Raw genomic sequence first — 26,966 nt, 5'->3', positions numbered from 1 at the left:
ATGGGACAAAAAACGGGATTCAAAAAAGGTGCACTGCTACTCTCTGCGTCACTGGTATTGAGTACGATTCTGGGAGCATGCTCCACGGACAAAGCAGGTTCAGGAACCGCTGCGGGTGGCACCGATCAGATTACCATTATGCTTCCGAACTTCGAAGCGGAGAATCCGCCGGAGAACAGCCCGGTCATCCAGAAGCTTGAGGAATTAACCAAGGTGGATGTGAACCTGCAGTGGGTGCCAAGCAGCTCGTACGAAGACAAATTCAACATCACACTGGCCTCGGGAAAATTACCTCAGATTATGGTGGTGTTAGGGAAGTCCCCAAGTTTCATTAATGCGGCACGAACTGGAGCATTCTGGGAGCTTGGTCCTTATCTGAAAGATTATCCGAATCTGAGTCAACTGAATGAAATCATCACCAACAATGCATCAATCGATGGCAAAACCTATGGGATCTACCGGGCACGGGCCCTGGGACGTAATGGGGTTACAATCCGCAAAGATTGGCTGGAGAATCTGGGGCTGGAAGAGCCGAAGACGATTGATGAATTTTACAATGTATTAAAAGCTTTCACGAAGGATGATCCGGACGGTAACGGCAAGGATGATACGTACGGTCTGGTTGCCAGCAAATTCACGGGCCCGTGGGATAACATGCAGGTATGGTTCGGTGCGCCCAACAAATGGGGAGATGATGGCAGCGGAGGTCTGATCCCGGCGCATGAGACACCAGAATACATGGAAGCCCTGAAATTTTTCCGGCAAATCTATAGCGAAGGACTGGTGAACAAGGACTTTGCCGTGATGGATGCAACGAAACTGCCTGATCCTTTTGTGAATGGTCAAGCAGGTGTCATGGTGGATGTAGCAGATAATGCACAGCGCATGGATCAGAAAATACTCGATAAAGACCCCAATGCGACAGGACGTGTGGATGTGCTGCAAGCGATGGAAGGTCCAAAGGGATTGCGTGATATGCCAACGTCCGGTTACTCAGGCCTGATTGCCATTTCCAAAAGCAGTGTCAAAACGGAAGAAGACCTGAAGAAGGTACTGAGCTTTCTGGATCAGCTGAATGAACCGGAGTTGCAGGCATTGTTGTACAACGGACTGGAAGGCAAGCAGTATGAGAAAAAAGAAGACTACATCATACCGAGCACTGACAAGCTTGCGCTCCGCGACCTGCAGGGTTTAAATCAGATTTTGATGTTTGTGCCGGAGGACAGAACGCTTCGTGTCCAACAGACACCTGTCCGTGAAAAGGTTGCACAGGTGCAGAAAGCCAACGAAGAGATTGTCATTGCCAATCCTGGCGAACCGCTGATCTCTGATGTTTACGCTCAGAAAGGACCACAGCTGGACAATATCATTAACGATGCACGAATCAAATATATCGTAGGTCAGATTGATGAGAAAGGATTCGAAGATGCTGTTGCCCTGTGGAAGAATAACGGCGGAGACGATTATGTCAAAGAAGTCAATGAATTGTACGCTGCACTGAAGTAGTTGGAAATTATGACTTCCTGAATATGGTTTTTGATGTATAATCAAATCGAAAAAAACCTATTTGAACTGAAATGAACGTTATTGGTAAAGCTGGACACCACACACTCTTGGACACGCAGGGAGGAAGGCAACATGTGGAACGGGGATGCTTTTGAAAATCCCGAGGCGCAGTACAGGGTCCATCCCTTTTGGTTCTGGAACGGGGATATGGAAGAAGAACAGATAAAGCGGCAAGTGGCTGAGATGGCGGCGCAAGGTGTAGGTGGATTCTTCATCTGTCCACGTCAGGGACTGCAAATTCCCTATCTGTCGGAAGCGTGGTTTGATAAGGTGCGGATTGCAGTGGAAGCGGCGGCTGCTCACGGCATGCAGGTATGGTTATATGACGAATATCCATATCCAAGCGGGATGGCTGGTGGGGAAGTGACCCTTGATTTCCCTGAAGCGAAGCAACGACAGCTCGTGCATCACCAACTGGTGGTTCAGGGCGGAGAAGCTGTGGATATGGAGTTGCCATGGGGACGAGTCTTGGTTGCCAAGGCGATTCCCAAGGATGAACAGGGCAAGCGTCTGTGGCATGGGTCCATCGATCTGCGCAGCAAAATCGGCAATATCCAGACCGATCAGGTCTATCAGGAGACCGGACTCACATCGTATAACCGCAAGCGGTTCTTCACCTACCGAACAGCGTTCCGCTTGTTGTGGGATGTTCCCCCGGGTGATTGGGAGTTGATTATATTTCAAGAAATGGAGATCGATGATTTCAAATATTACGGCAACTTTGTTGATCCTTGCCACAAGGAAGCGATGAGTCGTTTTATTGAACTGACACATGAGCGTTATAAGTCAGCGGTTGGAGATCAATTTGAAAGCGTAATCAAAGGCATGTTCTCGGATGAGATTGCACCGCTGGGTCGTATCCCCTGGTCGCAACAGCTTCCCCGTTATTTCAGCGAGCGTTGTGGTTATAGTCTGATCGATTCGCTACCGGCGCTGTTATATGGTGATGTTCCGGACGCGCATCGTATTCGGTATGACTATTACCAGTCACTGCACCTGCTTCTCAGGGAGTCCTATCACAAACAGGTGCATGATTGGTGTGAGGAAGCAGGAATCCAGTATGCGGCTGAAGTGCCTGGTGTACGGATGACGACCCAGTTGTTTAGCCATATGCCAGGTGGTGATTCGGCCCATGAGAAAATCGGACGATCCTTATCGTGGATTCTGGAACGATATGGTCAAAAGATGCGTGACAATCCCAAGATGGTCAGTTCGCTTGCCCGGCAATTGGGCCGAAGCCGCAATCTGATTGAATGTTTTCACAGTGTAGGCTGGTCCATGACGCTACAGGATGCCAAGTGGATGATTGATCGAATGGCCGCCATGGGCACCAATTTTTATAACTTTCACGCCTTTTTCTATACGATTGGTGGGCTTGTGAAGCATGACGCACCGCCATCTCAATTTTTACAGAATCCCTACTGGAAGCATTTCCGGCAGTTAGGGGATTACACCGGACGTTTGAGCTATCTCATGAGCACTGGAGCAGCAGACATTCGAATTGCTGTACTTGACCCAACGACGACATTCTGGAGTCTGATGGGTAATCCGCTGCATGGATTTGAGTATAGCGGCGAGGACGAAGCAGAACGGGTGCAACTGGAGCGCCTGACGAAGGACTGGATGAGAATCACGACACATCTGCTCGAAAACAGACGTGACTATGATCACCTTGATCCCGAATTGTTGGCTGAAGCTGACTTAACGGATGGCATCATTCAGCTCGGCGTTGCCCGTTATGACGTATTAATTCTGCCACCGATGCTGAATCTGGAGGCCGTGGCCTGGGAACAGGTGAAGCGATTTGTTCAACAGGGAGGAACTGTCATCTCTGTTGGGATGCCTCCGCATATTGCCATTCAGCAGGGAAGTCCAGAGGGAGATGAAGCTGCCCAGTTCTTTGGTGCGGGCGAGCAGCCGGAAGAGGTGTACTGGGGCCGTAACGTGACAACAGATCACGATAACCGTGAAACCATGTGGCATCAGGGTGAGGGGAATGCTTATTTTCTACCCGCAGGAACGGGGCAAGGAGATGACTTTTCGCTGGAGCTAATCTCTCTCCTGCTCGATCAGGTATTGCCGGAACCCATCTGTTGGATCATGGAGGAGGAAAGCGCCTCCCTGCTGATGCATACCCGTCAATTGTCGTCTGGGGAGCATATGGTTTTTTTGACCAATCAGGAGGGTCAGGACCTGAAGGGTCAATTGAAGCTGGTCGCCAGACAGCTGTGGGATGGAGCGGATCTGACAGAGGGCGCTTGTCTGGTGGCAGAACGACTTGATCTGGAGACAGGGCAGCTTCAGACATTGCCGTATACGAGTAGTGGTGGGGAATGGTGCATTTCACTAACACTGGCGCCTTATGAAGCGCATGCTGTACGCCTTACTTTACAAGCTGCGGGGGCAGAGGTAGTACCAACGAAGGTGGATGTAACAGACAAAACGGGTTCGACGTTCGGAGCGGATGTTTCGGTAGGGGCCAATCTGGCCCATAAGATCATGGTCCCTTCAGAAGGGCCATGGCGACTGGAAACGGTGCAACCTAACATTTTGCGAATGGGACAATTCCATCTTCAGGCTTCCAATGTTAATGGTGTGATTCTGGAAAGCCAGCATGTAGCTGTAAAACCGTTTATTGATCAGGCGGCAGAATTATCGGAGCAGCAGCATCTGCCAGTCCAGTTTAATCAGGTATTTGGCACACCGAAAAAGGCATCCGTTGCTTACCCGATCGAGTGCCGTTATACGACCACATTTGAACTGAGAACGGCATTGCCTGCATGCCTTTTATTCATGGACAGAGCGGCGATCTCGGGCACTTGGTCCATGGAGATTAATGGGCAACCACTTGGAAAAGAACAGTTCGATCCAATCGAAATAACCGACCACAATAACATCGCTTGTGAGATTACGGAGTTGCTGCACAGCGGTCTCAACGAAATGACGGTCATCATACAGGTAACGAAAGATGAGGATGGCATTGTGGATCCCTTGTATCTACAGGGAAGATTCGGCGTGGAGTTCCATCATGAAGGCATGGCTTCGCTCGTGCGGGAGTCGGACACGGCCCTTTGTATCGGACCAGAACCACAGCCGCTGTATCCCCATTTTGCCGGGGAAATGAGTTATAAACGCACGTTCTGGCTGGATGAGCCAGGGGAAGATATTACCTCGTTTGAACTGGAATTTAGCGATTGGCGGGTGCAGGATGTGACGGAAGTGCGGGTGAACGGACATAGTCTGGGTGTGAGATGCTGGTCTCCGTATCGTTGGAAAGGAGAGGCCTCCTGGTTGCGTCCGGGAGACAACGACATTGAAGTGCGGATTACCAACACATTGATCGGCCTGCTGGAAGGTACGTATTTTGATTCGGAACATCATCGATTACAGGATGCAGGTCATGTACCTGTTGAAGAATTGGGATAAAGGAGTGGAAGTAAGGAATGGGACATCGTATTCAGTTTGACCGCTATCCAGGTGGTGTGATGAAAGCGTTAACGCTCAGTTATGACGATGGAGTGGTGCATGATCGCAGACTGGTGGAAATCTGTAATCGGTATGGTCTACGGGGAACCTTTAATCTGAACTCCGGTACCCTGGGTAATCCAGGCCGCATTGAGGCTGGGGAAGTCGCTGAACTTTATACGGGGCATGAAGTAGCCGTTCACACGGTTACTCACCCTACGTTGCCTTATGTTCCGAATGAACTATTGACCGAAGAGATTATCGAAGACCGAAAAGCATTGGAGCAGCTCGTCGGTTATCCGGTACGAGGCATGGCTTATCCCAACGGAGGGTACGACCGTGCTTTAAGTACAAAGCTGGAGTGGCTTGGCATTGATTATGCCCGTACCGTTGAATCACATGGCAGATACACGTTGCCAGATCGGTCGCTTGAATGGCATCCGACGTGTCATCATAACCATGATCTGGCGGGGCATGCCAAACGTTTTATCCAACATTCCAAAACAGGTACGCCACTATTACTCTACGTCTGGGGTCACAGTTATGAGTTCAATGACAACGACAACTGGGAGATCATCGAACAGTTCGGTGAGCAGATTGGCGGCAGGGACGATATCTGGTATGCCACGAACATCGAAGTGATTGCTTATTGGAAAGCGGTGCAACGACTCGAGTGTTCGGCTGATCGAACCATCATCTATAATCCGTCTGCCATCCCGGTTTGGTTCACGGCTGACCAGCAGGTTGTTGAAGTGCAGGGTGGAGAAACATTGCGGCTAAGCGAACGAATCAAGGTATAAGGAAGGGAGCTGACGATCATTCGTTATTTTCATGAGAACGAGGCGATTGCAGGCAAGGTGTACGATTCAATTCCGGATATATTAACTACGGTGGCTCAGCGTTATATTGGCGATCATCCGAAACATTCCTTTTTGTTCAGAGCTTATCATCAGGGAGGTTTTCGCAGGCTAGGGGACTATCGTTACAACCTGAATCTGAATGAGAAATGCGTTGGGGCGCATGCAGGGCAGTACGTGTATGTATGGGGCAAGTTATGGAGCGAGCAGAATACAACGTTAAATACGGGCTTGAACTGTTATAGTCCGGTGACGATTTACGTGAACGGTGAAGAGGTATTCAAGTCTGAGCTGTTGCAGGAATTATTTCCCGAGCGAAGAACCCAGATTCCGATTTCCGTGAACTATGGCTGGAATGATGTATTGCTGTGTTTTGTCAAAACAGAAGTGGGATTCGGCGGTATCTACGGAACAGCCTCGTTCAAAAATTTCCCGCTGCACTTCCTCACTCCTGGGGCAGATCGTCAGGGTCAGGAAGGCTGGTTATATTCGGAACCCGTTGATGAACCTGTATTATCTCTTCCTCGTGACGGCATGACGGAAGAAGAGACGGGCCTTTCCTGGTATCCGCGCAGGGGCTGGACAGATGAGGAACAGAGCATGGGTTCTTTTGCCCGCATCTTTGGTATGGAACAACTAGCTGTTGCTTACGCCTGGTCCAGACTGGATGTAACTTTGCCAGGATCAACGCCAATTATTTTACAAGGATGTCATGCGGGTGCTTTGACTCTGTATGTGGATGACACGGAAGTATACTCTGCTGGAAGCAGCGGTAATTTCCGCGTTGAACTTCCTCGCCGTTACGGTTCATCCGATCTGCTCGCGAAAGGTGAAATTCAGGCAGTCGGCGGCTCATGGGGATTCACGTTGGAAGATGCCGAGCGTTCGGGTTCCACAGGCTGGAGACTGAAATCGCCTCATCCGGTTGCGGGATGTTCTAACCCCTGGCTGTACACGGGTGTGTTTGCTCCCGGTGCTGAACCATCGCATGTCGACATCGTGCGAACAGATACCGTATTTGATGATGGCGCACAAGGTGTGTATTGGCGGGTAGATCTTCCCGACACCCATGTCCGTCCTTACCTGGAAAATACACATTACGGAAAATGGAATTATCCGCTTGGCGTTACCCTGCTTGGACTTCTCCAGACGGGACAGGAATTGGGGCGGGATGATTACATTCAGTACGTGCGGCAACACATTGAACTGAGTACTTCATTTGATCGCTATGGTCTGTGGGATCGGGAAGGGTACGGTGCGGCAGGGATTAATAATCAGCTGTCTGCCATCGACAGTCTGGATGATTGCGGTTCGTTTGGATCTACCCTGCTTGCTGCGATGGAGTTGGGCGATATTCGTGGGGGAAGAGATACCGCGGATCGGATTTCGGGCTACATTACGGATGAGCAGGAACGTTTGGAGGATGGTGCCTTTTACCGGGTTCGCGGCAGTGGAGAGATGCGTCAGGAAACGATGTGGTGTGATGACTTGTACATGAGTACACCTTTTCTGATGCGTTATGGTCAGTTGACAGGAGATAGGGCGTACTGGGATGATGCGGTCAATCAGTTCCTGATGTTCCGTAAATACCTCTACCTTCCCGAACAACAGATCATGTCCCATGTGTATGATTTTGTGCTTGGTCGGGCGACAGGTATTCCATGGGGACGAGGGAACGGCTGGGTGCTATTTTCATTAACCGAATTGTTATCCATCCTGCCACATGATCATGTGAAACGGTCGGAACTATTACAGTTCTATCGTGATTTAAGTGAAGGTTATTTGGCGCTGCAAGGGGAAAATGGACTATGGCATCAGGTGCTGAACCGCCCGGATTCGTATGAAGAAACCTCCTGCACGTCGATGTTCATCTACGCTTATGCCCGTGGTATTCGGGAAGGCTGGCTGGAACAGCCAGAGTCCTATCTGGAGGCAGTGCGCAAAGGATGGGAAGGCATGACACGTTTGTCGATTGACTATAAAGGCAATATATACGGGGTATGCCGGGGTTCCGGGTACTCGTTTACCGCCTTGTATTATCGCGATGATCTGGGCTGGAATCTGAACGATACCCATGGGATCGGCATTGTGCTCTTGGCAGGCATTGAATTGTATAAAATGAACCAGAAGCTCCGTGAGGCGCATATCGATTCTTCGGTTACAGCCGCGCAGCGCTGATGTTTGACGCAACTGAACGGATATTTGTGGATAGCCTTCTATAGGTAGATTACCAGCTAAGGAAAGCGGCAAAGCCCCCGAGCTTGCCGCTTTTAGTTTGTTTCCAATTTCGAATCCGCTCTGCATAATAGCAATGATAAATACACTTACCTTCACCCAATAATATGAATAACTCCGTTTATAGCACGTATTAAAATAGCTCTAGCTGCTCCGGTCCTTCTTCCTTCTCCGGTTCAGAACGGTCAGGGAAAGGCTTCACCGGCTGATCCAGCAGGTCCATCATCATCTGGGCATTCGCCGCTGCATCTCCACCGGAGTTGTTGTTGAAAATAACATAGACATCCTTGCTCTGCTCCTGCAATTGCTCCAGATACCCTTTCCATTCCAACAATTCTTCCTTGTTGTAACGGTACAGGTAACGGGTCTCGCGCCAATTAGGCGCACCATTCTGATGCCACCCGGACACATTGCGTCCGTGCATACGCACCAGCGTCATCTCGGAATCCGTCGCCTGTGGCACGATGGGGACAGAACCAAGACCTGCCTGAGGTTCGTCACAGACGCTGTGAATCCAGCCTTGCTCTTTCAGGAACGAAAGCGTCCGCTCGCGCATGTCACCTTCATACCAGCTGCGATGACGGAATTCCAGGGCACAAGGAATACCTTCCATTCGAAGTTTCACTTCACGAAGCTCTTTCACGTTGTCTTTATTGCACTCAAACCAGGGCGGATATTGAAACAAGGCTGCCTGCATCTTGCCGGCTTCAATGACGGGTTCCAGTGATTCCCGAAAAGCCTTATACATCTCCGACGTGCTGGTGAAGTATGGTTTGCCTCGCAGATGTCCGGTCATTCCCTGATAGGCTTTGATGATAAAAGCAAAGGATTCGGGCGTCTCTGTAGCCCACCGTGCCATTCGATCCCGCGGCTGAACGGCGTAGAAAGAACTATCCACCTCCACGGTGGAGAAGTACTGTCCGTATAGACTGAGCTTGTCTTTGGCTTTGGTACGGTTTGGATAGAGATCTTCCTGATCCCCCCATCCGGTAAGTCCGATGCGAATCATCAGAACACCTCCTGTTGCTTTTCGAACAACCTCTTATAATTAACCGATTTGCAGGCATATGTCTAACATTATATCGTGTGCATTTTGGCTCTTCAATGTTGGAAAATTACTGGAATTTTTTGAGTTTGCAGAATAAAGACGTTACAATACATTAAAGCTAGTGGAAATGATCAGGCCTGTACATAGCGTACTACAGATAGAGAGCCAGTGACCAAGTGGAGGGCGAGAATGGATGACGGAATGGTATGAAAAGAGTTTTGGAGAAGATTATCTGCTCGTATACAAGCACCGGGATGTGCAGGGTGCCCATCAGGAAGTACATAAAATGATCAATTGGTTGAAGCTTGAGCCCAATGCTGAAGTATTGGATCTATGCTGCGGTATGGGACGTCACTCCATGGCACTTGCTGATGCAGGATTGCGAGTGACCGGAGTTGATCTGTCCGATGTGCTTCTACGTGAAGCGCGCCTAATGGACACTGAACACCGAGTATCTTGGTGTCACGCAGACATGCGTGAACTGCCGCTGAAAGGTGGCTTTGACGCTGTAGTTAATCTGTTCACATCGTTTGGTTATTTCCTGGAGGACGGAGAACAATTGAAAGTATTACGTGCCATTCATCGCATGCTTTGCCCAGGTGGCAGCTATATTATTGATTTTATGAATACGGCTTATGTAACTCGTCATCTGGTGCAACACTCCGTTCGAGAGGATGAAGGACAGCGTATTGAGGAGTATCGCAAGATTGAGGAAGGGTTTGTGCAAAAGGAAATTCGCATTACGGATACCACATCCGGACATGAACCGCGGGTATATCAGGAACGTGTGAAGTTGTACACACGGGAACAACTGAGTCAGATGTTAAGTGCCGCCGGACTCCGGGTAGATCAGGTACATGGCGGCTATGACGAAGAGAAATATGACGAGCAGACTTCTCCGCGCATGATTTTTGTTGGTCGTCGTACTGTGGAGTGAACAGAGACAGTTTGGAAGGGGGATAACATGAAGCGCACAGAAGAGATGTCCATGACAGAGGGCATACACCGGGTCAAAATCAGCATGACGTTTCCCTTACGATGGGTGAACAGTTATGTCTTATCAGAATCGGATGGGAAGATAACTATTATAGATCCGGGACCGCGTAATTCGGAAACAGAACAGGAGTGGAGTGAAGCGCTGGCAGATCTCGGCCTGACCTTTAGCGATATTCGTCAAATTGTACTCACCCACCATCACCCCGATCATCTTGGGTTGTCGGGTTGGATGCAACAGATGACGGGGGCACCCGTTCGAATGTCCACACGCTCCCGCCAAGAGGCCGATTATATGTGGGGCCCTGATTCACACATCAATACAATATTACCTGATTATTATGGTCGTCATGGTATGCCGGAAGACAAGACTGAGCAGATACATGAACATATGAATGCATTTGCTTCGCAGATCACGCCACTTCCGAATGTCACACCTGTTGAAGATGGCGAGTGGCTCGATATGGGCGGGAAACGTTGGATTGCTGTGGAGACAGGTGGACATGCCCCAGGCCATTTATCCTTTTATGCGCCGGAGTCCATGGAGATTCTGTGCGGAGATGCAGTTTTGCCACAGATTTCACCGAATATCAGTCTGCAACCCGGCAGTGACCCTCAGCCATTATTGTCTTATATGGAAGGATTGCAACGTCTCGGGGAGCTAAATGTCAAACAGGCGTATCCAGGGCATCGGAATCCTTTTGCCCAGTTCAACGAACGGACAGTTCAATTGCTGGCTCATCACGAGGAACGTCTTCAGAAGATGACGGAGCGAATTCAGGAGTCACCGGCGAATGCTTATGACATCTGTGTGCACATGTTTGGGAATCGGCTGGGTACCCATCAACTGCGGTTTGCCATGAGTGAGACGTTGGCTCATTTACAGGAGTTACTTCGACGCGAAGTAGTGAAGCAAGAGCAGCAACCGGATGGCGCGTTCTATTTTCGATTTTAACGGAATGATGATATCGAAATGAAATGATAATACGATCTTATATAGAGGCTCGGGACAGGAAATTCACCTGTTCTGGGCCTTTTTAGCCTCTCTTAACGGTTCATTCATCTATTTTTAAGCCAGCGCGCCTATGATACATCTATGAACTTCGCTAGGGCGTGTCTTAAGACACACCCTAAAGAAAGCAGGGAAGAGCGATGACCAGAAGAAAACGGAATCAATGGAGAAAATGGCAAGCTTCAGCGGCAGCAACGTTGACTGTGGCTGCACTTTTTCAATATGTAAGAACTTCGGATGCCTTTGATGTGGCCTATGTAGCAGCAAATGGCACAGATACAAGCGTTACTGCTTCAAGCCAAGTGGATACGCATGATGATGTGATGGATGAATGGATCAACAGTACAACGGACAGCAACAACTGGAACACGCAGGACAATGACAATAATGATAGTCAATATAATGGAACATCCGATAGCACACAAGCAGCTCGGCCAGATCAGAGCTCGAGTAACGAGGGGAATTATTCAGATTCTCAGCGTATCGGGCAAAATAACCAGGGTACAGACTCCGGATACAGCAGTGGCAACTATCAGTCACGTACAGGTGCATCATGAGCCGCACGGAGCAAGTTGCTCGTCCGCTCCGATTTCAATTCCGTGCGATGAACACGGATGTTGAAGTGCAACTGTCAGCTGGGCGGGAAGAAGCTGAACATGCAGCAACCGTGGTGAAGAATTGGTTTGAGACGCAGGAGCAGCGCTTCAGCCGATTTGTTGCAGACAGTGAACTGAATCGTTTGAATGCTTCAACCGGATGGATGCCCATCTCCGCTGCGATGGATGAAGTTTTGAGTTTGGCCTATGGATATATTGGACTGACCGAAGGGATTTTTCAACCGGGTATCTCGCAGGCTCTTCAGGCTTCGGGATATGATCTAAGCTTCGAGAAGGTGCAGCAACGACAATTGCAACGTCCATTAATTGAACGCATATTGCGAACGAGAACACCTGAATCATCAAGCTGGATGGAAGATCGACATGACCACAGCCGTCCGAGCTGGATTCAGCGGGAAGGTAGCCGGATGGTTCATCTGGACCCCGGAGCTGAGTTAGACCTGGGAGGCATTGTTAAGGGCTGGGCAGTGGAGCGTATCGCAGACTGGTTGCAGCGAACATTGCATATTCCAGCGGGTCTGATTAACGCGGGTGGAGATATCCAAGTATGGGGCACATCAGACCATCCCCAGTGGACCTTAGAAGTAGCAGATCCTTTGCAAAATCAGGGTGCTGTGTCGGGAGCGATCCGTTTACAGCGAGGAGCTGTTGCTACTTCGGGTATTTCCCGCAGACAATGGCAGAATACGGATGGAAGCCTTGCACACCACCTCATTGACCCCCGGACGATGGAGCCTGCAGATACGGACGTATTGCAGTGTACCGTTATGGGACAGCATGCTTCGCAATGCGAGATCATTGCCAAGACGGTATGCATTCTGGGGAGTGCCGAAGCCGTGGGCTGGTTAAACCGACATTACGATCGGCATGACGTCCTGTGGATGACACGGGAAGGGAGTATTTATTTTAGAGGGAATACGGATACGCTTGCTGAGCATTGGCCCGGTTTTGATCCGGATCATCGCTTCAGTCTGATCTAGGACAAGTCTAACAGATATGGGGGAGCCGGTTATGGCACAATGGATTGTAGATTACCTGCCAACGTGGAATATCATTCGAATTAGTGGAATTGCTGCTTATGTGCTGCTCTTTGCCGGTGTGTTTCTGGGTATTGCGCAAGGGATGCCTCTGGCCAAAGGCAAACCAAAAGCAGCCATGTTCAAATGGCATACCCGAACGACCTGGCTCGCCTTCGGACTTGGACTCGTGCACGCATTAACGTTATATATTGATCATTACAGCCCATTTACCTGGGGAGAACTTCTGATTCCTTTTACCGCCTCCGTACATCCGATCGGCAGTGGTCTGGGAACGTTAGCCTTCTACGGATTAGTGATTGTCCTGTTATCCAGTGATCTGCGGAACAAGCTGGGCCGTAAATGGTGGTTCATGTTCCACATGTTGTCCTATCCGGTGTTCATTGGTCTGCTGGTTCACGGCATGGTTACCGGAACGGATTCTGGCAACATCATCATGCGGATGATATATGTATTTACCGGACTCAGCATTCTCGGTATCACCGTGCTACGTGGCATGTTGCGAGAGCGTAAAGGCCCGGAAATCACGATTGGACCGAAACGGGTAACATCTGGTTCACCTTCCGAGCAGAATTGGGTTGAAGGTTTTGGTTTGGTGGGAACGGTACGACCTAAACATCTGAAATAATAACATGTGGATGATCGAAAAGTATCTTACACATGCAAAAAAGCGGCCATCTGGCCGCTTTTTCCATAAATAGTTATTTCCTCAAACAATTCTTTCACGAAGCATCCACACACAGTCCAATGTTCTACATAGCTTCAGGTTTGAAACGAGTTACGGATTATACAGCGTCATCACTAACAGGTTTTTCTCCCAGTGCTTCTTCAAGCTCGGATTGTTTGCGATGGGCGATCCGACTGCTCGCTGCTGATGCAATCGCACCGACAATATCATCGAAGAACGTGTGGACAGGGCCCAGGCTCTTGTCATTCAGTCGTTCAAGCACCCCTGGTTTCAGCTTGTCCACATAACCATAATTCGTAAATCCAATGCTGCCATATACATTGACGATGGAGAATGCCAAAATCTCATCCACGCCATACAATCCTTCATCGTTCTCAATCATCTCCTGCAAAGGAGATATGAGCTGCCCCTGTTCTGCCAGAATATCAAGCTGAATTCCGGTCAGAACAGCATTCTGTACCTCACGTTTACGGAGAACCATCTCCACATTTTCGATACATTCTTCCATCGTAAGACCTGGATAATATTTTTGTTGCAATAACATGACCAGCTCTGCGATCTCAGGGATCGTGACGCCCCGCTTATGCAGCCATTCCCTTGTTGCCTCCGCCACCTTGCGGCTATTCAGGCTATAAGGGATTTTTTCTTGCTCAGGATGTTCCATGGGCGATTCCTCCTCTGAAGTTAGCAATGTCCCTACTCTTGCTTCCTAATACGTTATTAACCTGGTTTACGTTTCTTTAAGATAATAAAATTATAAGTTTCAGTGAAGTTGAACAATTCGATTAACACATGAAAAATTTCAGCTAAAAACGGTCTGCCTTCCGTGAAAGTGCGTTGATAGACATTTTTCTTATTATCTTTTAGTTATTTTTTGGACAAAGGCTCGTATACATGGTAGTACAAACTGTAAAAATGATGAGGGGGAACGTGATCATGAGAAAGATCCATTCTTTGCGTACGGTATCGGCAGCAGCGCTGCTGAGTATTCCTATGGTATTGTCAGGCTGCGGCATGTTTGGAGCACAGTCTTCCGAAGCTGTTGATCCACCACCGCCCATCCAGGAAGCAGCTATGATTCAAGCGGCCGAAGGGAATGGAGCACTCGCAATGCTCCCGTTAACGACGGTATATCTGCAAGACCAGCAGGGGCTGCTCGCTCCGGTATCCCTGACACTTCCTTCTGGAACAGACGCAAGCAGTCCAAAGACAGCTCTGGATACACTTGTCACAGGCGGGGCCTATGCGGGTATGCTGCCTGAAGGATTCCAGGGCGTTCTCCCGCAGGGAACGGTTGTGCAGAATGTAACGATTCACGCGGATGACAAGCTGGCGGTTGTTGAGTTCTCGGGTAATTTTGCCAAGTATGATGCAAAGGAAGAACGGAAAATGCTAGAAGCTGTCACGTGGACATTGACGGGAACGCCTGATGTGGAGAATGTGCAGATCTGGGTGGATGGCAAAAAGTTAACGCAAATGCCGGTAAACAGCACGCCGCTGCCTGAACCGCTGAATCGGGCTGTGGGAATCAATCTGGATCTGGGTGATACGTTTGTGACGAATAGTAGCCCGGTCACGGTCTATTTCTCCGCTGCTTCACCAGCGGGCATCCAATATTATGTTCCGGTGACACGTCTGGTTACACCTGGTGAAGATCGGGTGCAGGCAGCATTGAATGAACTCATCAAAGGACCTGACAAAGGTGGAGAACTGGAAGAGGTCATGACAGGCGGAACGGAGCTGCAATCGGTCAAAACGGCAGAGGATGGCACGGTCACGGTTGCCTTGAAAGATGATATGTTTGCCGAAGGGGATATCGTGCCAAGCGAGCTGTTACAATCTGTCGTATTAACCACTGCGGAGAACACAGCCAGCAAGGATGCCAAAGTACAGATCGAGTGGAACGGCCAAAAAACGGTCATGGGTGACGACAACAGGGATTACAGTGCGCCGGTTTCCAAGCCTGAATATATCAACGAAATTCCGATTTAATGAACGAAGAATGCTTAAGGATGCTTTTAACCGAACTCTTTGGTAAAATATAAGGGATTCGTAAAAATACGTGTTCAAAAAGATCGGTTTTCAGTACCGAGAAGATGGGATGAAGCTAGAAATGGAGTAGCGGAGCGTAGGCAAACTACGTGAGCAACGGACATTTCGGCTGAATTCCATATTCGATGCTGATGATGCCTTAAGGCATTTTTCGTAATCAAAAGCGAGCTTTTTGAACAATCTCTAAAAGTGTGAATAAGTTCAACATTACAGGATGCTTAAGTCGTAGGAGGCAGAAAATATGAGATCAAACGGACGAACCAGCGAACAGCTGCGCCCGCTGAATTTAACAGTGAACACGAATAAATACGCCGAGGGCTCTGTACTGATTGAAGTTGGAGATACAAAGGTGATCTGTACAGCTACAGTAGAGGAACGTGTACCTCCCTTTATGAAAGGGCAGGGTAAAGGCTGGGTAACAGCTGAATATTCCATGTTGCCACGTGCAACACATACCCGGAACCAACGTGAAGCCAATCGTGGCAAATTAACTGGACGCACCATGGAAATCCAGCGTCTGATTGGTCGGGCACTGCGCTCGGTAGTTAATCTGCAGGCTCTTGGTGAGCGTACCATTACCTTGGACTGTGATGTTATTCAAGCTGACGGAGGCACACGCACAACGTCCATTACCGGTGCATTTGTAGCGCTGGCACTTGCCGTGAACAAGATCTCCCAACAGCACAAACTGCAAGTATTCCCGATTACGGATTTCATTGCCGCAGTAAGTGTGGGTGTTGTGGGTGAACAGCCTGTACTGGATCTGAACTATGATGAAGATTCCAAAGCCAAGGTAGACATGAACTTGGTGATGACAGGTGGCGGTAAATACGTCGAGCTTCAGGGAACAGGTGAGGAAGCACCATTTGATCGCCGTGAGCTGAACGCCATGTTGGAACTGGGCGAGCAGGGGATTTTGGAGATGATTGAGCGTCAAAAAGAAGTGCTTGGACCGATTGCGCTCAAGATCGGCGCGCGTGGATTAGGGGAAGCCTAAGATGAGTTTGGACAGCCCAATCCTCATTGTTGCAACCCGCAATGCGGGTAAAGTCCGTGAATTCGCTCATGCTTTCGCACCACTTGGCAAAGAGGTTAAGAGTATGTTTGACTATCCGGAGCTGCCGGATGTCGTAGAAGATGGCGTAACGTTTGCGGAGAATGCCTGGAAGAAAGCCAAAGCGGTTGGTGATGCGCTTGGTTTGCCGGTTCTGGCAGATGATTCAGGTTTATGTGTAGACCTGTTGGATGGTGAGCCGGGAGTATATTCAGCGAGATATGCAGGCGAAGGAGCAACGGATGCACAGAATAATGCGAAGTTGCTGGAGACGCTGGAATCGTTGAAATCCGGTGAGGACACCGAGCAGCCGCTACTAAGTCCGGCTCGTTTCGTTTGTGCGCTGGTCCTGTACGATCCGACAACAGGTGATAAGTATGAATCAGAAGGCACTGCGGAAGGCTGGATTACGGCTCAAGCTGCAGGTGCTGGTGGTTTTGGATATGACCCACTCTTCTATGTACCTGAATACGAGCTGACGATGGCAGAGCTGACGCTTGAGCAAAAGCAAGCGATTAGCCACCGTGGTCACGCGCTGAGAGCGCTTGTATCCAGACTTGAAGGCTGAGACTAAACGAAACATCTTGATTTAACTTCATGATATGTGAACATCAAAGCGTTAATGGAAGGACAGAAGCATTCCGATGGGATGCTTCATCCGCCATTAACGCTTTTTCTATGAATTGAAGTGTTGATCGGGTTTAGTGAAGGTCCATCCATATACCTAATTGAAGATAGCTATTTCTGCGACTATACATCGGAACGTACGTTCTTGTACCTACATGAGAAATGGTTTACATTGCACGATTGGGAATCTCATTGGGACTGGAGTTGGAAGAAGTTGCAAGCCTTGTGTGGTATGGGTTAACATTCAAACTAACGAATCACATATGAACCTTAAACGGAGGGATCTACTCATGCAAGAAGTGAAGCTTGTTGTATCTTACGATGATTATGAGGACGGCATTCGTATGGAAAAGTTAATTAAGGAACTGGCAGCTAAACCGGAGGCTAGCTCATTGGAAAGTCTGGTCATCGGAGATTGGGGACAGGCTTATGAAAATTCGCCTGACGAGTTCATAGGTACGCTTGTCGAGTCTGCTCCAAGCTTTCCGTCATTGAAGAAACTGTTTATTGGAGATATGGGATTCGAAGAATGTGAAGTATCGTGGATTATCCAGACAAATCTCACACCACTGTTAGGTGCCTTTCCAGAATTAAAATCATTCTCTGTAATGGGCAGTAGCGGCCTCAGTCTGGAACCACTCCAGCATGCCAAGCTTGAAGAATTGATTATTATTTGTGGTGGTCTCCCGAAAGAAGTGTTATCTTCAATCACCCATGCCAAGTTGCCTGAATTGCGTAAACTGGAACTGTACCTGGGTGTGGATAATTATGGTTTCAATGGATCACTTGAAGATGTGCTTCCTTTGCTAGAAAAAGGATTGTTTCCAAAGCTGGTTTACTTGGGTCTGAAAGACAGTGAAATTCAGGATGAGATTGCCAAAGTAGCAGCTGAAGCACCTATTCTGGATCAACTTGAAGTACTGGATCTATCGCAAGGAACGTTGTCCGATGAAGGGGCTGAGGCGTTGCTTGCCAGTGACAAGATCAAGAAACTGAAACATCTTGATCTAAGTTACCATTACATGACCAATGAAATGATCAGTCGATGGAACCGATCGGGTATATCTGTAGACGTTAGCGACCAGCAACAGAGTGATGAGGATGACTGGCGCTATCCATCGTTAACGGAATAGTCGATGTCAGGTGTAAAGGAAATGAATGAGAGTTTGCATCAACCAATAGATGTACCTGATCTAACGCAAGATCAGCCCTTTTTATTGATCGGAAACCCTGATAACCGACGAACACAAGGGCTGCAAGAGGCTAGGCATAGATTGGGTTTGAAACCTGCGGTTGTACTGCCATATGCTCAATTGCTGCAGAATTGGAGACACGGACGAACCATCGCTGATACAGTAGATTTCAATCTGCCTGTACCCCTGATTCGGATTGATGCTCCTGGTGAGGATTGGGACGTGGAGCGTGAACTACTGTTCCTTGGAGCTATGAATGATTCGTCAACATTAACGGCTGGGATGGGTACAGAAGCATTTTCCGCAGAACAGGCACTTGCGCTGGAACAGGAGTGGGGAAGAATCTACGCTCCCGCCCAGTGGTTTCGTGGCTGGAAAGCATGTTTGGATCGAATCGGCAATGAGTCTCGGGAGATATGGTCTGAAGTCCGATTCATGAATGATCCCGCCGATATCCAATTGATGTTTGACAAGAGAACTTGTCAGCAACATCTAACTTCACATGGAGTTGATGTACCTCCGGCGCTGCAATTTTCGCGGCCAATCCGTAATTATATGGACCTGCGTAGCTCAATGAAGTCTGCCGAGATGCATCGTGTGTTTGTGAAGCTTGCGTGCGGCTCCGGGGCTTCAGGAGTTGTTGCCTATCAAGTCAATCCTCGAACGGGTGATGAAATTGCTGTAACAACGATGGGGATGGAACAGAGACAGGGCAAGACGATTTTCTTCAATGAAGGACGTCTACGCAAGTATACCCGCAGTGAAGAGATTGCTACGCTGATGAAATGGTTATGTGCAGAAGGTGCACAGATTGAACGGTGGATGCCAAAAGCCACGCTTGATCAGCGGGCCTATGATATCCGCCAACTGGTTGCAGGTGGACAGGCAGGTCACGCGATTATGCGGCTGAGCCGCACCCCGATTACCAATCTGCATCTGCGCAATGAGCGTATGCTGCCTGCTGAAGCAGGCCTGGATGAACAGCGGATGTCGCTGGTACGGTTGGCAGCGCAAGCAGCCATATCTGCATTTCCCAACTCATGGTCAGCCGGGATTGATGTGATGCTTACTAGTGGTTCGAATCCGCGTGCCTATGTGCTGGATGTGAATCCATTTGGAGATCTGTTATACAGGGTCGAGCATCATGGCCTCGGAACCTATGAGTGGGAAATGGAACTTTTACGAAAGGAGCCTATTCAACATGCCTGATATGAACACCATTGTGGGCTCCCATGATCTGTTAATGATTACGCTGGATACGTTACGCTATGACGTAGCCAAGCTGGAAGAGGAGAATTGTCCTAATCTGTGTGGTTCGGGTCCGTGGGAGAAGCGTCATACCCCAGGTAGTTTTACATATGCGGCGCACCATGCTTTTTTTGGTGGTTTTATGCCGACTCCTGCCAATACAGATAAGGCATCTCATGTAAGGCTATTTCATTCCCGAAATACTGGGCTCAAAACACATCCGCACACCTGGCTGTTTGATACACCGGATATCGTATCCGGGTTCGCAGCTGAAGGTTACCGTACCATCTGTATTGGCGGCGTCATCTTTTTTACGAAAAAAAACCCGCTTGCAAAAGTATTGCCCGGCTATTTCCAACAGAGCTACTGGCGAATGAACTTTGGGGTAACCAACCCCAAATCGACAGAGCATCAGGTACAGCATGCATTAAAGCTACTTGAACAGACAGCGCCGGATGAAAAGATATTTATGTTTTTGAACGTGTCTGCCATTCATGGACCCAATCGTTACTTCGTGGAAGGAGCGAAGGAGGATTCGGTGGAGACTCAGAGAGCTGCACTTCGATATGTAGATGAGGCTCTTGGACCATTGTTCGAGGCGATGAGGAAACGCGCCCGGCCTGCGTATTGCCTGGCTTTTTCCGATCATGGTACAGCTTACGGTGAAGACGGGTATCAAGGACACCGGCTTGCACATGATGTCGTCTGGACGGTGCCTTACCGTGAATTTTTAGTATAGAATGTATTGATTTTATGAGGACAACAACCGGAGACAGGAGGAAACCGATGGAGAAACATATACAACATACAACAACAGGCCATCCCACACAGTCCGGATCCAATATAGCTACAAGTCTCAGTGAAGTACTGGCATTCCCTTATCGTTCTTACTTATACTCGTACCCACACAAGACAGCCTATCGGGAGCTTGACCCACCACTGCCGTTAGGGCCACTGTGGGAACGAGAAAATACCGATACGTATTTTTTATATATGCATATTCCCTTTTGTGCTGCTCGTTGCGGATTCTGTAATCTGTTCACACTGCCGGATCGACGGGATGATACGCATGAACGCTATGTAGATGCGCTGGAACGTCAGGCGAAGCAGTGGGCACCTATTACATCTCGAAGACCGTATTCGCGGTTCGCGATTGGTGGGGGAACGCCTACATTATTAAATGAGGTTCAGTTGAATCGTCTGTTTGATATTGCTGAACATGTGATGGGGCTGGACCCTGCGCAAGCATCGATTTCGGTGGAAACGTCGCCGGATACCGTTACGGAAGCCAAGCTGGCCATCATGAAGGAACGAAGTGTGGATCGTGTCAGTATGGGTATCCAGAGTTTTATTGAAGCTGAAGCATCTGCCATCTATCGTCCACAAAAACCGCAGGAAGTTGAACGAGCGCTTGAGAAGCTTACTCGGTATGATTTCCCATTATTAAATCTGGATCTGATCTATGGTTTGCCGGGTCAAACGGTGGAATCGTGGATCTATTCATTGGAAAGAGTTCTGGCTTACGAACCGTGCGAAATTTTTATCTATCCCTTGTATACACGGGAAAATACAATCGTGAAGCCTGATGACATTCGCCGTCAGGGACCTGATATTCGGATGGAACTGTATAAAGCTGCACGTGAGACTTTAAAAAGTAAAGGTTATGTGCAATATTCGATGCGCAGATTTGCCAAGGAACAGTCGTCGTCCAAAGTGCTTCTGCCTTATAGTTGTCAGGAGGAGGGCATGGTTGGACTGGGATGTGGCGCACGATCTTATACGAGTGAAGTACATTATGCTTCCAAGTATGGCGTGAGTTACAAGGCTACACAGAGCATCATTGCCGATTATGTGGCAACCGAGCGCTACGATGTGGCGGATTATGGCATCGTGTTAAGCCGTGAGGAACAGAGACGTCGCTTTATTCTGAAAGCCTTGCTACATCGGGAGGGATTGACACTGTCTGACTACCAACAGCGCTTTGGTACCGATGTGATGTCCGACTATGCCTGGTTGGCTGAACTGTTGACAGAGGGCATGGCGGAGTTGGAGAGTGATGAGGACAAGCAGGTGCTGCGTCTGACAGAAGAAGGACTAGGTTACTCCGATGCGATTGGAGATTGGCTTATATCTGCCGAAATTCGTGAACAGATGGAAGGGTTTGTTTTCTCATGAGAGCGACTTTGTATTATCGGGGGAAGCTGTCTTCCTGTAATTACGACTGTCCCTACTGTCCTTTTAGCAAAACCGTGGATTCCAAAGAGACGTTGGAAGTGGATGAACAACAATTGCGTCAATTTGTGAATTGGGTCAGGGAGCAAGAGAGTGCCGGGCATCAATTTTCGATTTTCTTCAATCCCTACGGTGAAGCTTTGGTGCGTCGGTGGTACCGGGAAGCGATGGTTGAGCTGTCACATATGCCACATGTGGATAAAGTTGCAATTCAAACCAACCTGTCCGTCAAGCTGGATTGGGCGAGGGAGCTGGATGCGAGCAAAGCAGCCTTTTGGGCTACGTATCATCCTCGTGAGACAAAAGAGGCTTCTTTTGTTAAACAATGTCTGACCTTGCGTCAGATGGGACTTGCTTTTAGTGTCGGTACTGTCGGACTCCGTAGTGCTTTCCCCTCAATTGAGTCCATGAGACAGGCTTTGCCGGATGATGTGTATATGTGGGTTAATGCCTTCAAAGATCGGCCCAAGTATTACACTCCAGAGGAAATTCAGTTTTTACGTGGGCTTGATCCGCTTTTTGAAGGTAATCTGCAGGATTATGAGAGCTTGGGCAAACGATGTGCTGCCGGTTCGGAAGTGTTTTATGTACAGGGGTCCGGGCATGTGAAGAGATGTTACAAGGATCGACGAATCATTGGACATCTATATCGCGATGGTTTGCAGGCTTTGGCTGAGGATCGGCCTTGTCGCATGAAAAAATGTGGCTGTTACATCGGTTATATCCATATGGAGGATTCCCCGTTCAGAGAAACGTTTGGCAGCGGGCTGCTTGAACGCAATCCGGTATTGATTCGTTGACCGGCATTTCATATTTAGCTATTCCACTGGGGAGCTGGAATATGTTTATCCGTTTCTAAACCACATATCAGCGTAACTTCAAACGCATCTTTTAGTATAGGCAGGATCAGACCTTTGGTTTGGACTTGCCTTCTGGAAGGTGTTTTTTTTGTTTTACCGGACTAGAGTTAGTGTTTGTGTTCTTTATTAAAAGGGCCTTGACAATTTTGAAAAATAATATTTTTAAGTTTATGATTCAAATTTTATATTTTATGGGTTAGTATGAATAGGAAAAAAGACCCTGTTATGAATAGTATTTGTACATATAATCGCGAATTATATTTTTAATTGGGTCTAAAGTCTCAATTTAATTGAAAGGAGGGTGGATGTAGGAAGTATCATGCACGTTATCTGAACTTTCGGGGGAGTACACATGAAAAAAATCTCAATTAGCCGTAAATTACTTATGGGTTTCTCATCTGTGCTGTTATTATTGGTGGCTATAACGGTTATAACATATACGCAGTTTATAGCCGTTGAGAAAACGTATACAGAATTAATTAATGATAGAACAAGCAAACTATTACTCATTAAAAATATGTCGATTGATCTTAAATCACAGCAGATTGCTTTGAGAAATTATATTCTGGAAGACAGTGCGGAGAACGAACAGGCATTTAATAAAGCTTATGAAGATTACATAGCATTAAATGAAGAATTAAAATCATCAGTTTCAAGTTCAAAGATGAAAGATTACCTTTCACGATCGGATGAAGCGATGAGCCAATATTATGAACTTGCGCAACAGATTATGACATTGACAAGACAGGGGAATAACAGTGAAATCTCAAGATTACTGAAGGATACAGCCCCAAGTCTGATCTCTGAATTTGAAGGCATTGTGGAAGGTATGGAAACGCATCAACAAGATGCCATGAACTCAGGCGTTGTGGAGGCTAATCTTCAGATTGTGCAGGTCCTTAGGTGGATTGCAATTATTGGAGTGGCTTCTCTTCTAATCGGGGCACTTGTGGCGTATGTCATTGGCAGAATGATATCCTTGCCTGTTGCTGCTATTGCCCAATCCGCGAGCCGGATTGCAGACGGAGATCTGACTGGTGAGCCTATTGTGGTCCGTAACAAGGATGAGATTGGTGATCTCGCCCAAGCCTTTAACATCATGTCTGCAAATTTGCGTACACTCATTCATCAGGTAGGAGACAGTGCAGAACGGGTAGCTGCCTCTTCAGAGGAGTTGACGGCAAGCACCGAACAGACAGCAACCGCCACAGAGCAAGTGGCCATCACAATGGGTGAGATTGCAACAGGTATGGATACACAGGTTCGAATGGCGAGTGATGGATTCCAGACGATGAATGAGTTAACGACAGGCTTTCAACAAGTTACGGAGAACACACTCCATATGTCTGAAGAAGCTACCAAAGTCTCCGTAAAAACAATATCGGGTAGCGAGTCAGTTCAGTCTGCGATAGGTCAAATGAATTCTATACAAGGGACGGTGTCGAATCTGTCGGTCGTGATCCAGAAACTGAGCAGACACTCTCAGGATATTGTGAAAATGGTGGACAGCATCTCGGAAATATCAGCACAGACGAATCTCCTATCCCTTAATGCTGCTATTGAGGCTGCACGAGCTGGCGAACAGGGAAGAGGGTTTCAGGTTGTTGCTACAGAGGTTCGGAAGCTGTCTGAGCAGTCTGCGCTTTCTGCTAATCAAATTGTTCCATTGGTGGCATCGATTGAGAAGGGAATGCGAAATGCTGCTGAATCTATGGTGGTTGTATCCGCAGAGGTTCAAGAGGGGATTACACTTGTTCACCAGGCGGGAGCCACATTTGATGAAATTCGTGAGGCGGTTGGGGGCGTAGCGGGGCAAACACAGGAAGTCTCTGCTTCAATTGAGCAAATGTCAACAGGGGTAGAACAGATTAATAGGTCTATGAAAACAATCATGGAAGTGACCGAAACGGGGGCCGCTGGAACAGAAGAAGTGAGTGCATCTTCAGAGGAGCAGTTGTCTGCGATGCAGGAGATTGCTTCCGCAGCCAATGATCTCTCCTTGATGGCAGAACAGTTGCAACAGACCGTCAGTCGTTTCAAAGTGCAATAAATCGAACTGAGTGGAATGTGGATGAAGAACGAGCGCATATGTACAGAGATTCTTATAAAAAAGTAATAAAAGGGTGTCCAAACACAGTAGTTACTGTTTGGGCACCCTTAAATAATTCATCATGCTGAATCAATGCATAACTTGATCTTAACGAATAGCGACTTTATATGTCCGCAACCAGGTATTGATCTGAGTCAGATATGCAAATAACTGTGGCCCAGACATTAACTGTCCGAACCAGGGAAGATTGGAAGCTGCATCTGGTGAAGACGCAAGATTCCGGATCTGAGTTTTGTCGATCAAAGGCAAAATCGGCGAAGTGGGATCATCCAGGATATCAAGTACCTGCTGTTTGACCGCGGCCAGATATTGCGGATTATGTGTTTTCGGATACGGACTCTTTTTGCGATATAACACATCGTCAGGCAGGACACCTTCGAGTGCTTTACGCAGAATACCTTTTTCCCGTCCGCCCGTTATTTTCATTTCCCAAGGGATGTTAAACACATACTGGATCAGACGATGGTCACAGTAAGGTACCCGCACTTCCAGTCCTGCCCCCATGCTCATCCGGTCTTTGCGATCCAGAAGTGTAGGCATGAAACGTGTAATATTCAGGTAGGACATCACCCGCATTTGTGCAGCTTTACCTGTTTCCCCATCCAACAGAGGCACTTCAGCCACTGCATCCGAATAGCGGTCTGCCAAATAATCGAGTGGCCGAATCCATTCCCGAATATCCGGGGATAACAACGCTGCTCGCATATCAGGTGCTACAGACCACGGAAACGTACCGGAGTTCAGCATATCTTCTCGATGGAACCAGGGGTAACCGCCAAACACTTCATCCGCTGCTTCGCCTGAAATGGCAACGGTGGCCCCTTTTTTGATTTCTTTACAGAACAAATAGAGCGAGGAGTCTACATCTGCCATACCTGGCAGATCCCTGACTAACATGGCCTGTGTCAGTGCATGAATCAGTTCTCCGTTCTCAATTTCAATCCAGTGATGGTCGGTCTTGAGTTCATCCACCATTCGCTTAATCCAGGGTCCATCTGCACCCGGCTGAAAGGAATGCGCCTGGAAATGCTTGGCGTTATCCACATAATCGACAGAATACGTACTGATTTGGCCTTGCCCGGTTCGCTTGTAATAATCAACGGCTAATGCAGACAAGGCGCTGGAGTCCAGTCCTCCTGATAAAAGAGAGCATACTGGAACATCCGAAGCCAACTGGCGCTCCAGTGTATCTTGCAAGAGAGAGCGTACCTCTGCTGCCGTCTCTTCCAGGTTCTGTTCGTGGTTCTGGCTTTCCAGTTTCCAGTAGGCATAGGTTCGGATACCGTTTCGGTTATAGATCAGCGCGTGCGCAGGCTTGAGTTCGCTTAGTGAAGAGTATACGCCGTGTCCTGGTGTCCGTGCAGGCCCTACGATAAACACTTCGGCCAATCCTTCCGGGCCAACAGCGGCTTCCACATCAGGGTGAATAAGCAGAGCTTTGGGCTCTGAACCAAATACGAGAGTGTCTTTGTTATTACTGTAGAACAGAGGTTTCACGCCAAGGCGATCTCTTGCGATAAAAACTTGTTCGCGTCCCCCATCCCATATGGCAAAAGCAAAAATACCGTTAAACCGGTCAACACATGCCGGTCCCCACTCAATATAAGAGGCGAGCAACACTTCCGTATCACATTGCGTGCGGAACTGATGCCCCCGCTGGAGCAATTCCTTTTTCAACTCGGGTGCATTGTATAGTTCTCCGTTATACACGACGGTATAGGAGGTATCTCCCTGTAACGCATGCATGGGCTGTGCGCCGTTCTCGGGGTCCATTACACTAAGACGCCGATGTCCAAAGGCACAAGGATTGGAGATCCATGTACCTGAAGCGTCGGGCCCCCGGTTCGACAAGCTATCCGTCATACGGACCAGCAGCTCTGATTCCTGGGTCAAATCCCGATTCCACTGTATGAAGCCGGTAATACCGCACATGGTTTGTTCATCCTTTCTTGGTCGAGTCATTCATCCGTATGGCTGCTTAGTTACTGGCAACCAGCAAATGTTGTCTTTTCGTCAGAGGTCGTAACAAATATATGCCGAAAGCAGGCATAAAATGTCTGTCCTCTTCGGAA

Annotated in this window: 21 protein-coding genes; 18 read left to right on the top strand and 3 right to left on the bottom strand. The window is 48.3% G+C overall.

Annotation, left to right across the window (positions count from 1 at the left end):
• From MKY01_RS25585 to MKY01_RS25570, 4 genes are all read left to right on the top strand, one after another.
• The gene (locus tag MKY01_RS25585) at window positions 1-1,506 is read left to right on the top strand and encodes an extracellular solute-binding protein (protein ID WP_339284105.1); all 1,506 of its coding nucleotides are present in this window, start codon (window positions 1-3) and stop codon (window positions 1,504-1,506) included.
• 132 nt (window positions 1,507-1,638) lie between these two features.
• Window positions 1,639-4,992, top strand: a complete 3,354-nt coding sequence (locus tag MKY01_RS25580; protein WP_339284103.1) for a glycosyl hydrolase — start codon at window positions 1,639-1,641, stop codon at window positions 4,990-4,992.
• A 17-nt stretch (window positions 4,993-5,009) separates the two neighbouring features.
• Window positions 5,010-5,831, top strand: coding sequence for a polysaccharide deacetylase family protein (locus MKY01_RS25575; protein WP_339284101.1), 822 nt, complete (start codon window positions 5,010-5,012; stop codon window positions 5,829-5,831).
• Window positions 5,832-5,888: 57 nt separating this feature from the next.
• Entirely contained in the window at window positions 5,889-8,066 is a 2,178-nt protein-coding gene (locus tag MKY01_RS25570) for a glycoside hydrolase family 88 protein (RefSeq protein ID WP_339284100.1), read from the top strand.
• Between the two features lie 190 nt (window positions 8,067-8,256).
• Here MKY01_RS25570 and MKY01_RS25565 read toward each other — a convergent pair whose 3' ends face one another.
• Window positions 8,257-9,132, bottom strand: coding sequence for a DUF72 domain-containing protein (locus MKY01_RS25565; RefSeq protein WP_339284098.1), 876 nt, complete (start codon window positions 9,130-9,132; stop codon window positions 8,257-8,259).
• Window positions 9,133-9,364: 232 nt separating this feature from the next.
• On the opposite strand from MKY01_RS25565, the gene MKY01_RS25560 reads away from it, so the two are divergent.
• From MKY01_RS25560 to MKY01_RS25540, 5 genes are all read left to right on the top strand, one after another.
• Window positions 9,365-10,108: a methyltransferase domain-containing protein gene (locus tag MKY01_RS25560; RefSeq protein WP_339284096.1), complete on the top strand. Its 744-nt coding sequence runs from the start codon at window positions 9,365-9,367 to the stop codon at window positions 10,106-10,108.
• A gap of 27 nt (window positions 10,109-10,135) precedes the next feature.
• Window positions 10,136-11,119, top strand: a complete 984-nt coding sequence (locus MKY01_RS25555) for an MBL fold metallo-hydrolase (RefSeq protein ID WP_339284095.1) — start codon at window positions 10,136-10,138, stop codon at window positions 11,117-11,119.
• Between the two features lie 197 nt (window positions 11,120-11,316).
• The gene (locus tag MKY01_RS25550; RefSeq protein ID WP_339284093.1) at window positions 11,317-11,733 is read left to right on the top strand and encodes a hypothetical protein; all 417 of its coding nucleotides are present in this window, start codon (window positions 11,317-11,319) and stop codon (window positions 11,731-11,733) included.
• Complete coding sequence (locus MKY01_RS25545) at window positions 11,730-12,773, top strand: FAD:protein FMN transferase (protein WP_339284091.1); 1,044 nt, start codon at window positions 11,730-11,732, stop codon at window positions 12,771-12,773. The genes MKY01_RS25550 and MKY01_RS25545 overlap by 4 nt, the downstream gene beginning before the upstream one ends.
• Before the next feature lie 31 nt (window positions 12,774-12,804).
• Window positions 12,805-13,458, top strand: coding sequence for a ferric reductase-like transmembrane domain-containing protein (locus MKY01_RS25540; protein WP_339284089.1), 654 nt, complete (start codon window positions 12,805-12,807; stop codon window positions 13,456-13,458).
• A 157-nt stretch (window positions 13,459-13,615) separates the two neighbouring features.
• Here MKY01_RS25540 and MKY01_RS25535 read toward each other — a convergent pair whose 3' ends face one another.
• On the bottom strand, window positions 13,616-14,182 hold the full coding sequence (locus MKY01_RS25535; RefSeq protein WP_017692570.1) for a phosphatidylglycerophosphatase A: 567 nt from the start codon (window positions 14,180-14,182) through the stop codon (window positions 13,616-13,618).
• Window positions 14,183-14,454: 272 nt separating this feature from the next.
• Here MKY01_RS25535 and MKY01_RS25530 point away from each other — a divergent pair, with 272 nt between their 5' ends.
• From MKY01_RS25530 to MKY01_RS25490, 9 genes are all read left to right on the top strand, one after another.
• Window positions 14,455-15,510, top strand: a complete 1,056-nt coding sequence (locus MKY01_RS25530; RefSeq protein ID WP_047841205.1) for a GerMN domain-containing protein — start codon at window positions 14,455-14,457, stop codon at window positions 15,508-15,510.
• Window positions 15,511-15,811: 301 nt separating this feature from the next.
• The gene (gene rph, locus MKY01_RS25525; protein ID WP_017692572.1) at window positions 15,812-16,567 is read left to right on the top strand and encodes a ribonuclease PH; all 756 of its coding nucleotides are present in this window, start codon (window positions 15,812-15,814) and stop codon (window positions 16,565-16,567) included.
• Window position 16,568: 1 nt separating this feature from the next.
• The gene (locus MKY01_RS25520) at window positions 16,569-17,192 is read left to right on the top strand and encodes an XTP/dITP diphosphatase (RefSeq protein ID WP_036605875.1); all 624 of its coding nucleotides are present in this window, start codon (window positions 16,569-16,571) and stop codon (window positions 17,190-17,192) included.
• Window positions 17,193-17,541: 349 nt separating this feature from the next.
• The gene (locus tag MKY01_RS25515) at window positions 17,542-18,384 is read left to right on the top strand and encodes an STM4015 family protein (protein WP_036605876.1); all 843 of its coding nucleotides are present in this window, start codon (window positions 17,542-17,544) and stop codon (window positions 18,382-18,384) included.
• A 21-nt stretch (window positions 18,385-18,405) separates the two neighbouring features.
• A complete protein-coding gene (locus MKY01_RS25510) occupies window positions 18,406-19,653 on the top strand; it encodes an STM4014 family protein (RefSeq protein ID WP_339284086.1) in 1,248 nt (415 codons plus the stop codon).
• A complete protein-coding gene (locus MKY01_RS25505; RefSeq protein ID WP_074096266.1) occupies window positions 19,646-20,431 on the top strand; it encodes an STM4013/SEN3800 family hydrolase in 786 nt (261 codons plus the stop codon). Before MKY01_RS25510 ends, MKY01_RS25505 begins: the two co-directional genes overlap by 8 nt.
• 47 nt (window positions 20,432-20,478) lie before the next feature.
• Window positions 20,479-21,867 carry an STM4012 family radical SAM protein gene (locus MKY01_RS25500; protein ID WP_253502923.1) on the top strand — a complete coding sequence of 463 codons (1,389 nt, stop codon included), beginning with the start codon at window positions 20,479-20,481 and terminating at the stop codon, window positions 21,865-21,867.
• The gene (locus tag MKY01_RS25495; protein WP_253502920.1) at window positions 21,864-22,724 is read left to right on the top strand and encodes an STM4011 family radical SAM protein; all 861 of its coding nucleotides are present in this window, start codon (window positions 21,864-21,866) and stop codon (window positions 22,722-22,724) included. Before MKY01_RS25500 ends, MKY01_RS25495 begins: the two co-directional genes overlap by 4 nt.
• 412 nt (window positions 22,725-23,136) lie before the next feature.
• A complete protein-coding gene (locus MKY01_RS25490) occupies window positions 23,137-24,834 on the top strand; it encodes a methyl-accepting chemotaxis protein (RefSeq protein WP_339284083.1) in 1,698 nt (565 codons plus the stop codon).
• A 147-nt stretch (window positions 24,835-24,981) separates the two neighbouring features.
• Here the strand turns inward: MKY01_RS25490 and asnB are convergent, their stop codons facing one another.
• A complete protein-coding gene (gene asnB / locus MKY01_RS25485) occupies window positions 24,982-26,826 on the bottom strand; it encodes an asparagine synthase (glutamine-hydrolyzing) (protein ID WP_339284081.1) in 1,845 nt (614 codons plus the stop codon).
• Between the last annotated feature and the right edge of the window lie 140 nt (window positions 26,827-26,966).

This window comes from Paenibacillus sp. FSL R5-0486 (assembly GCF_037975155.1).
Classification (GTDB): Bacteria; Bacillota; Bacilli; order Paenibacillales; family Paenibacillaceae; genus Paenibacillus; species Paenibacillus amylolyticus.
Note: the sequence above shows the minus strand (reverse complement) of the source record. Positions and strands in the feature narration are given on the sequence as shown.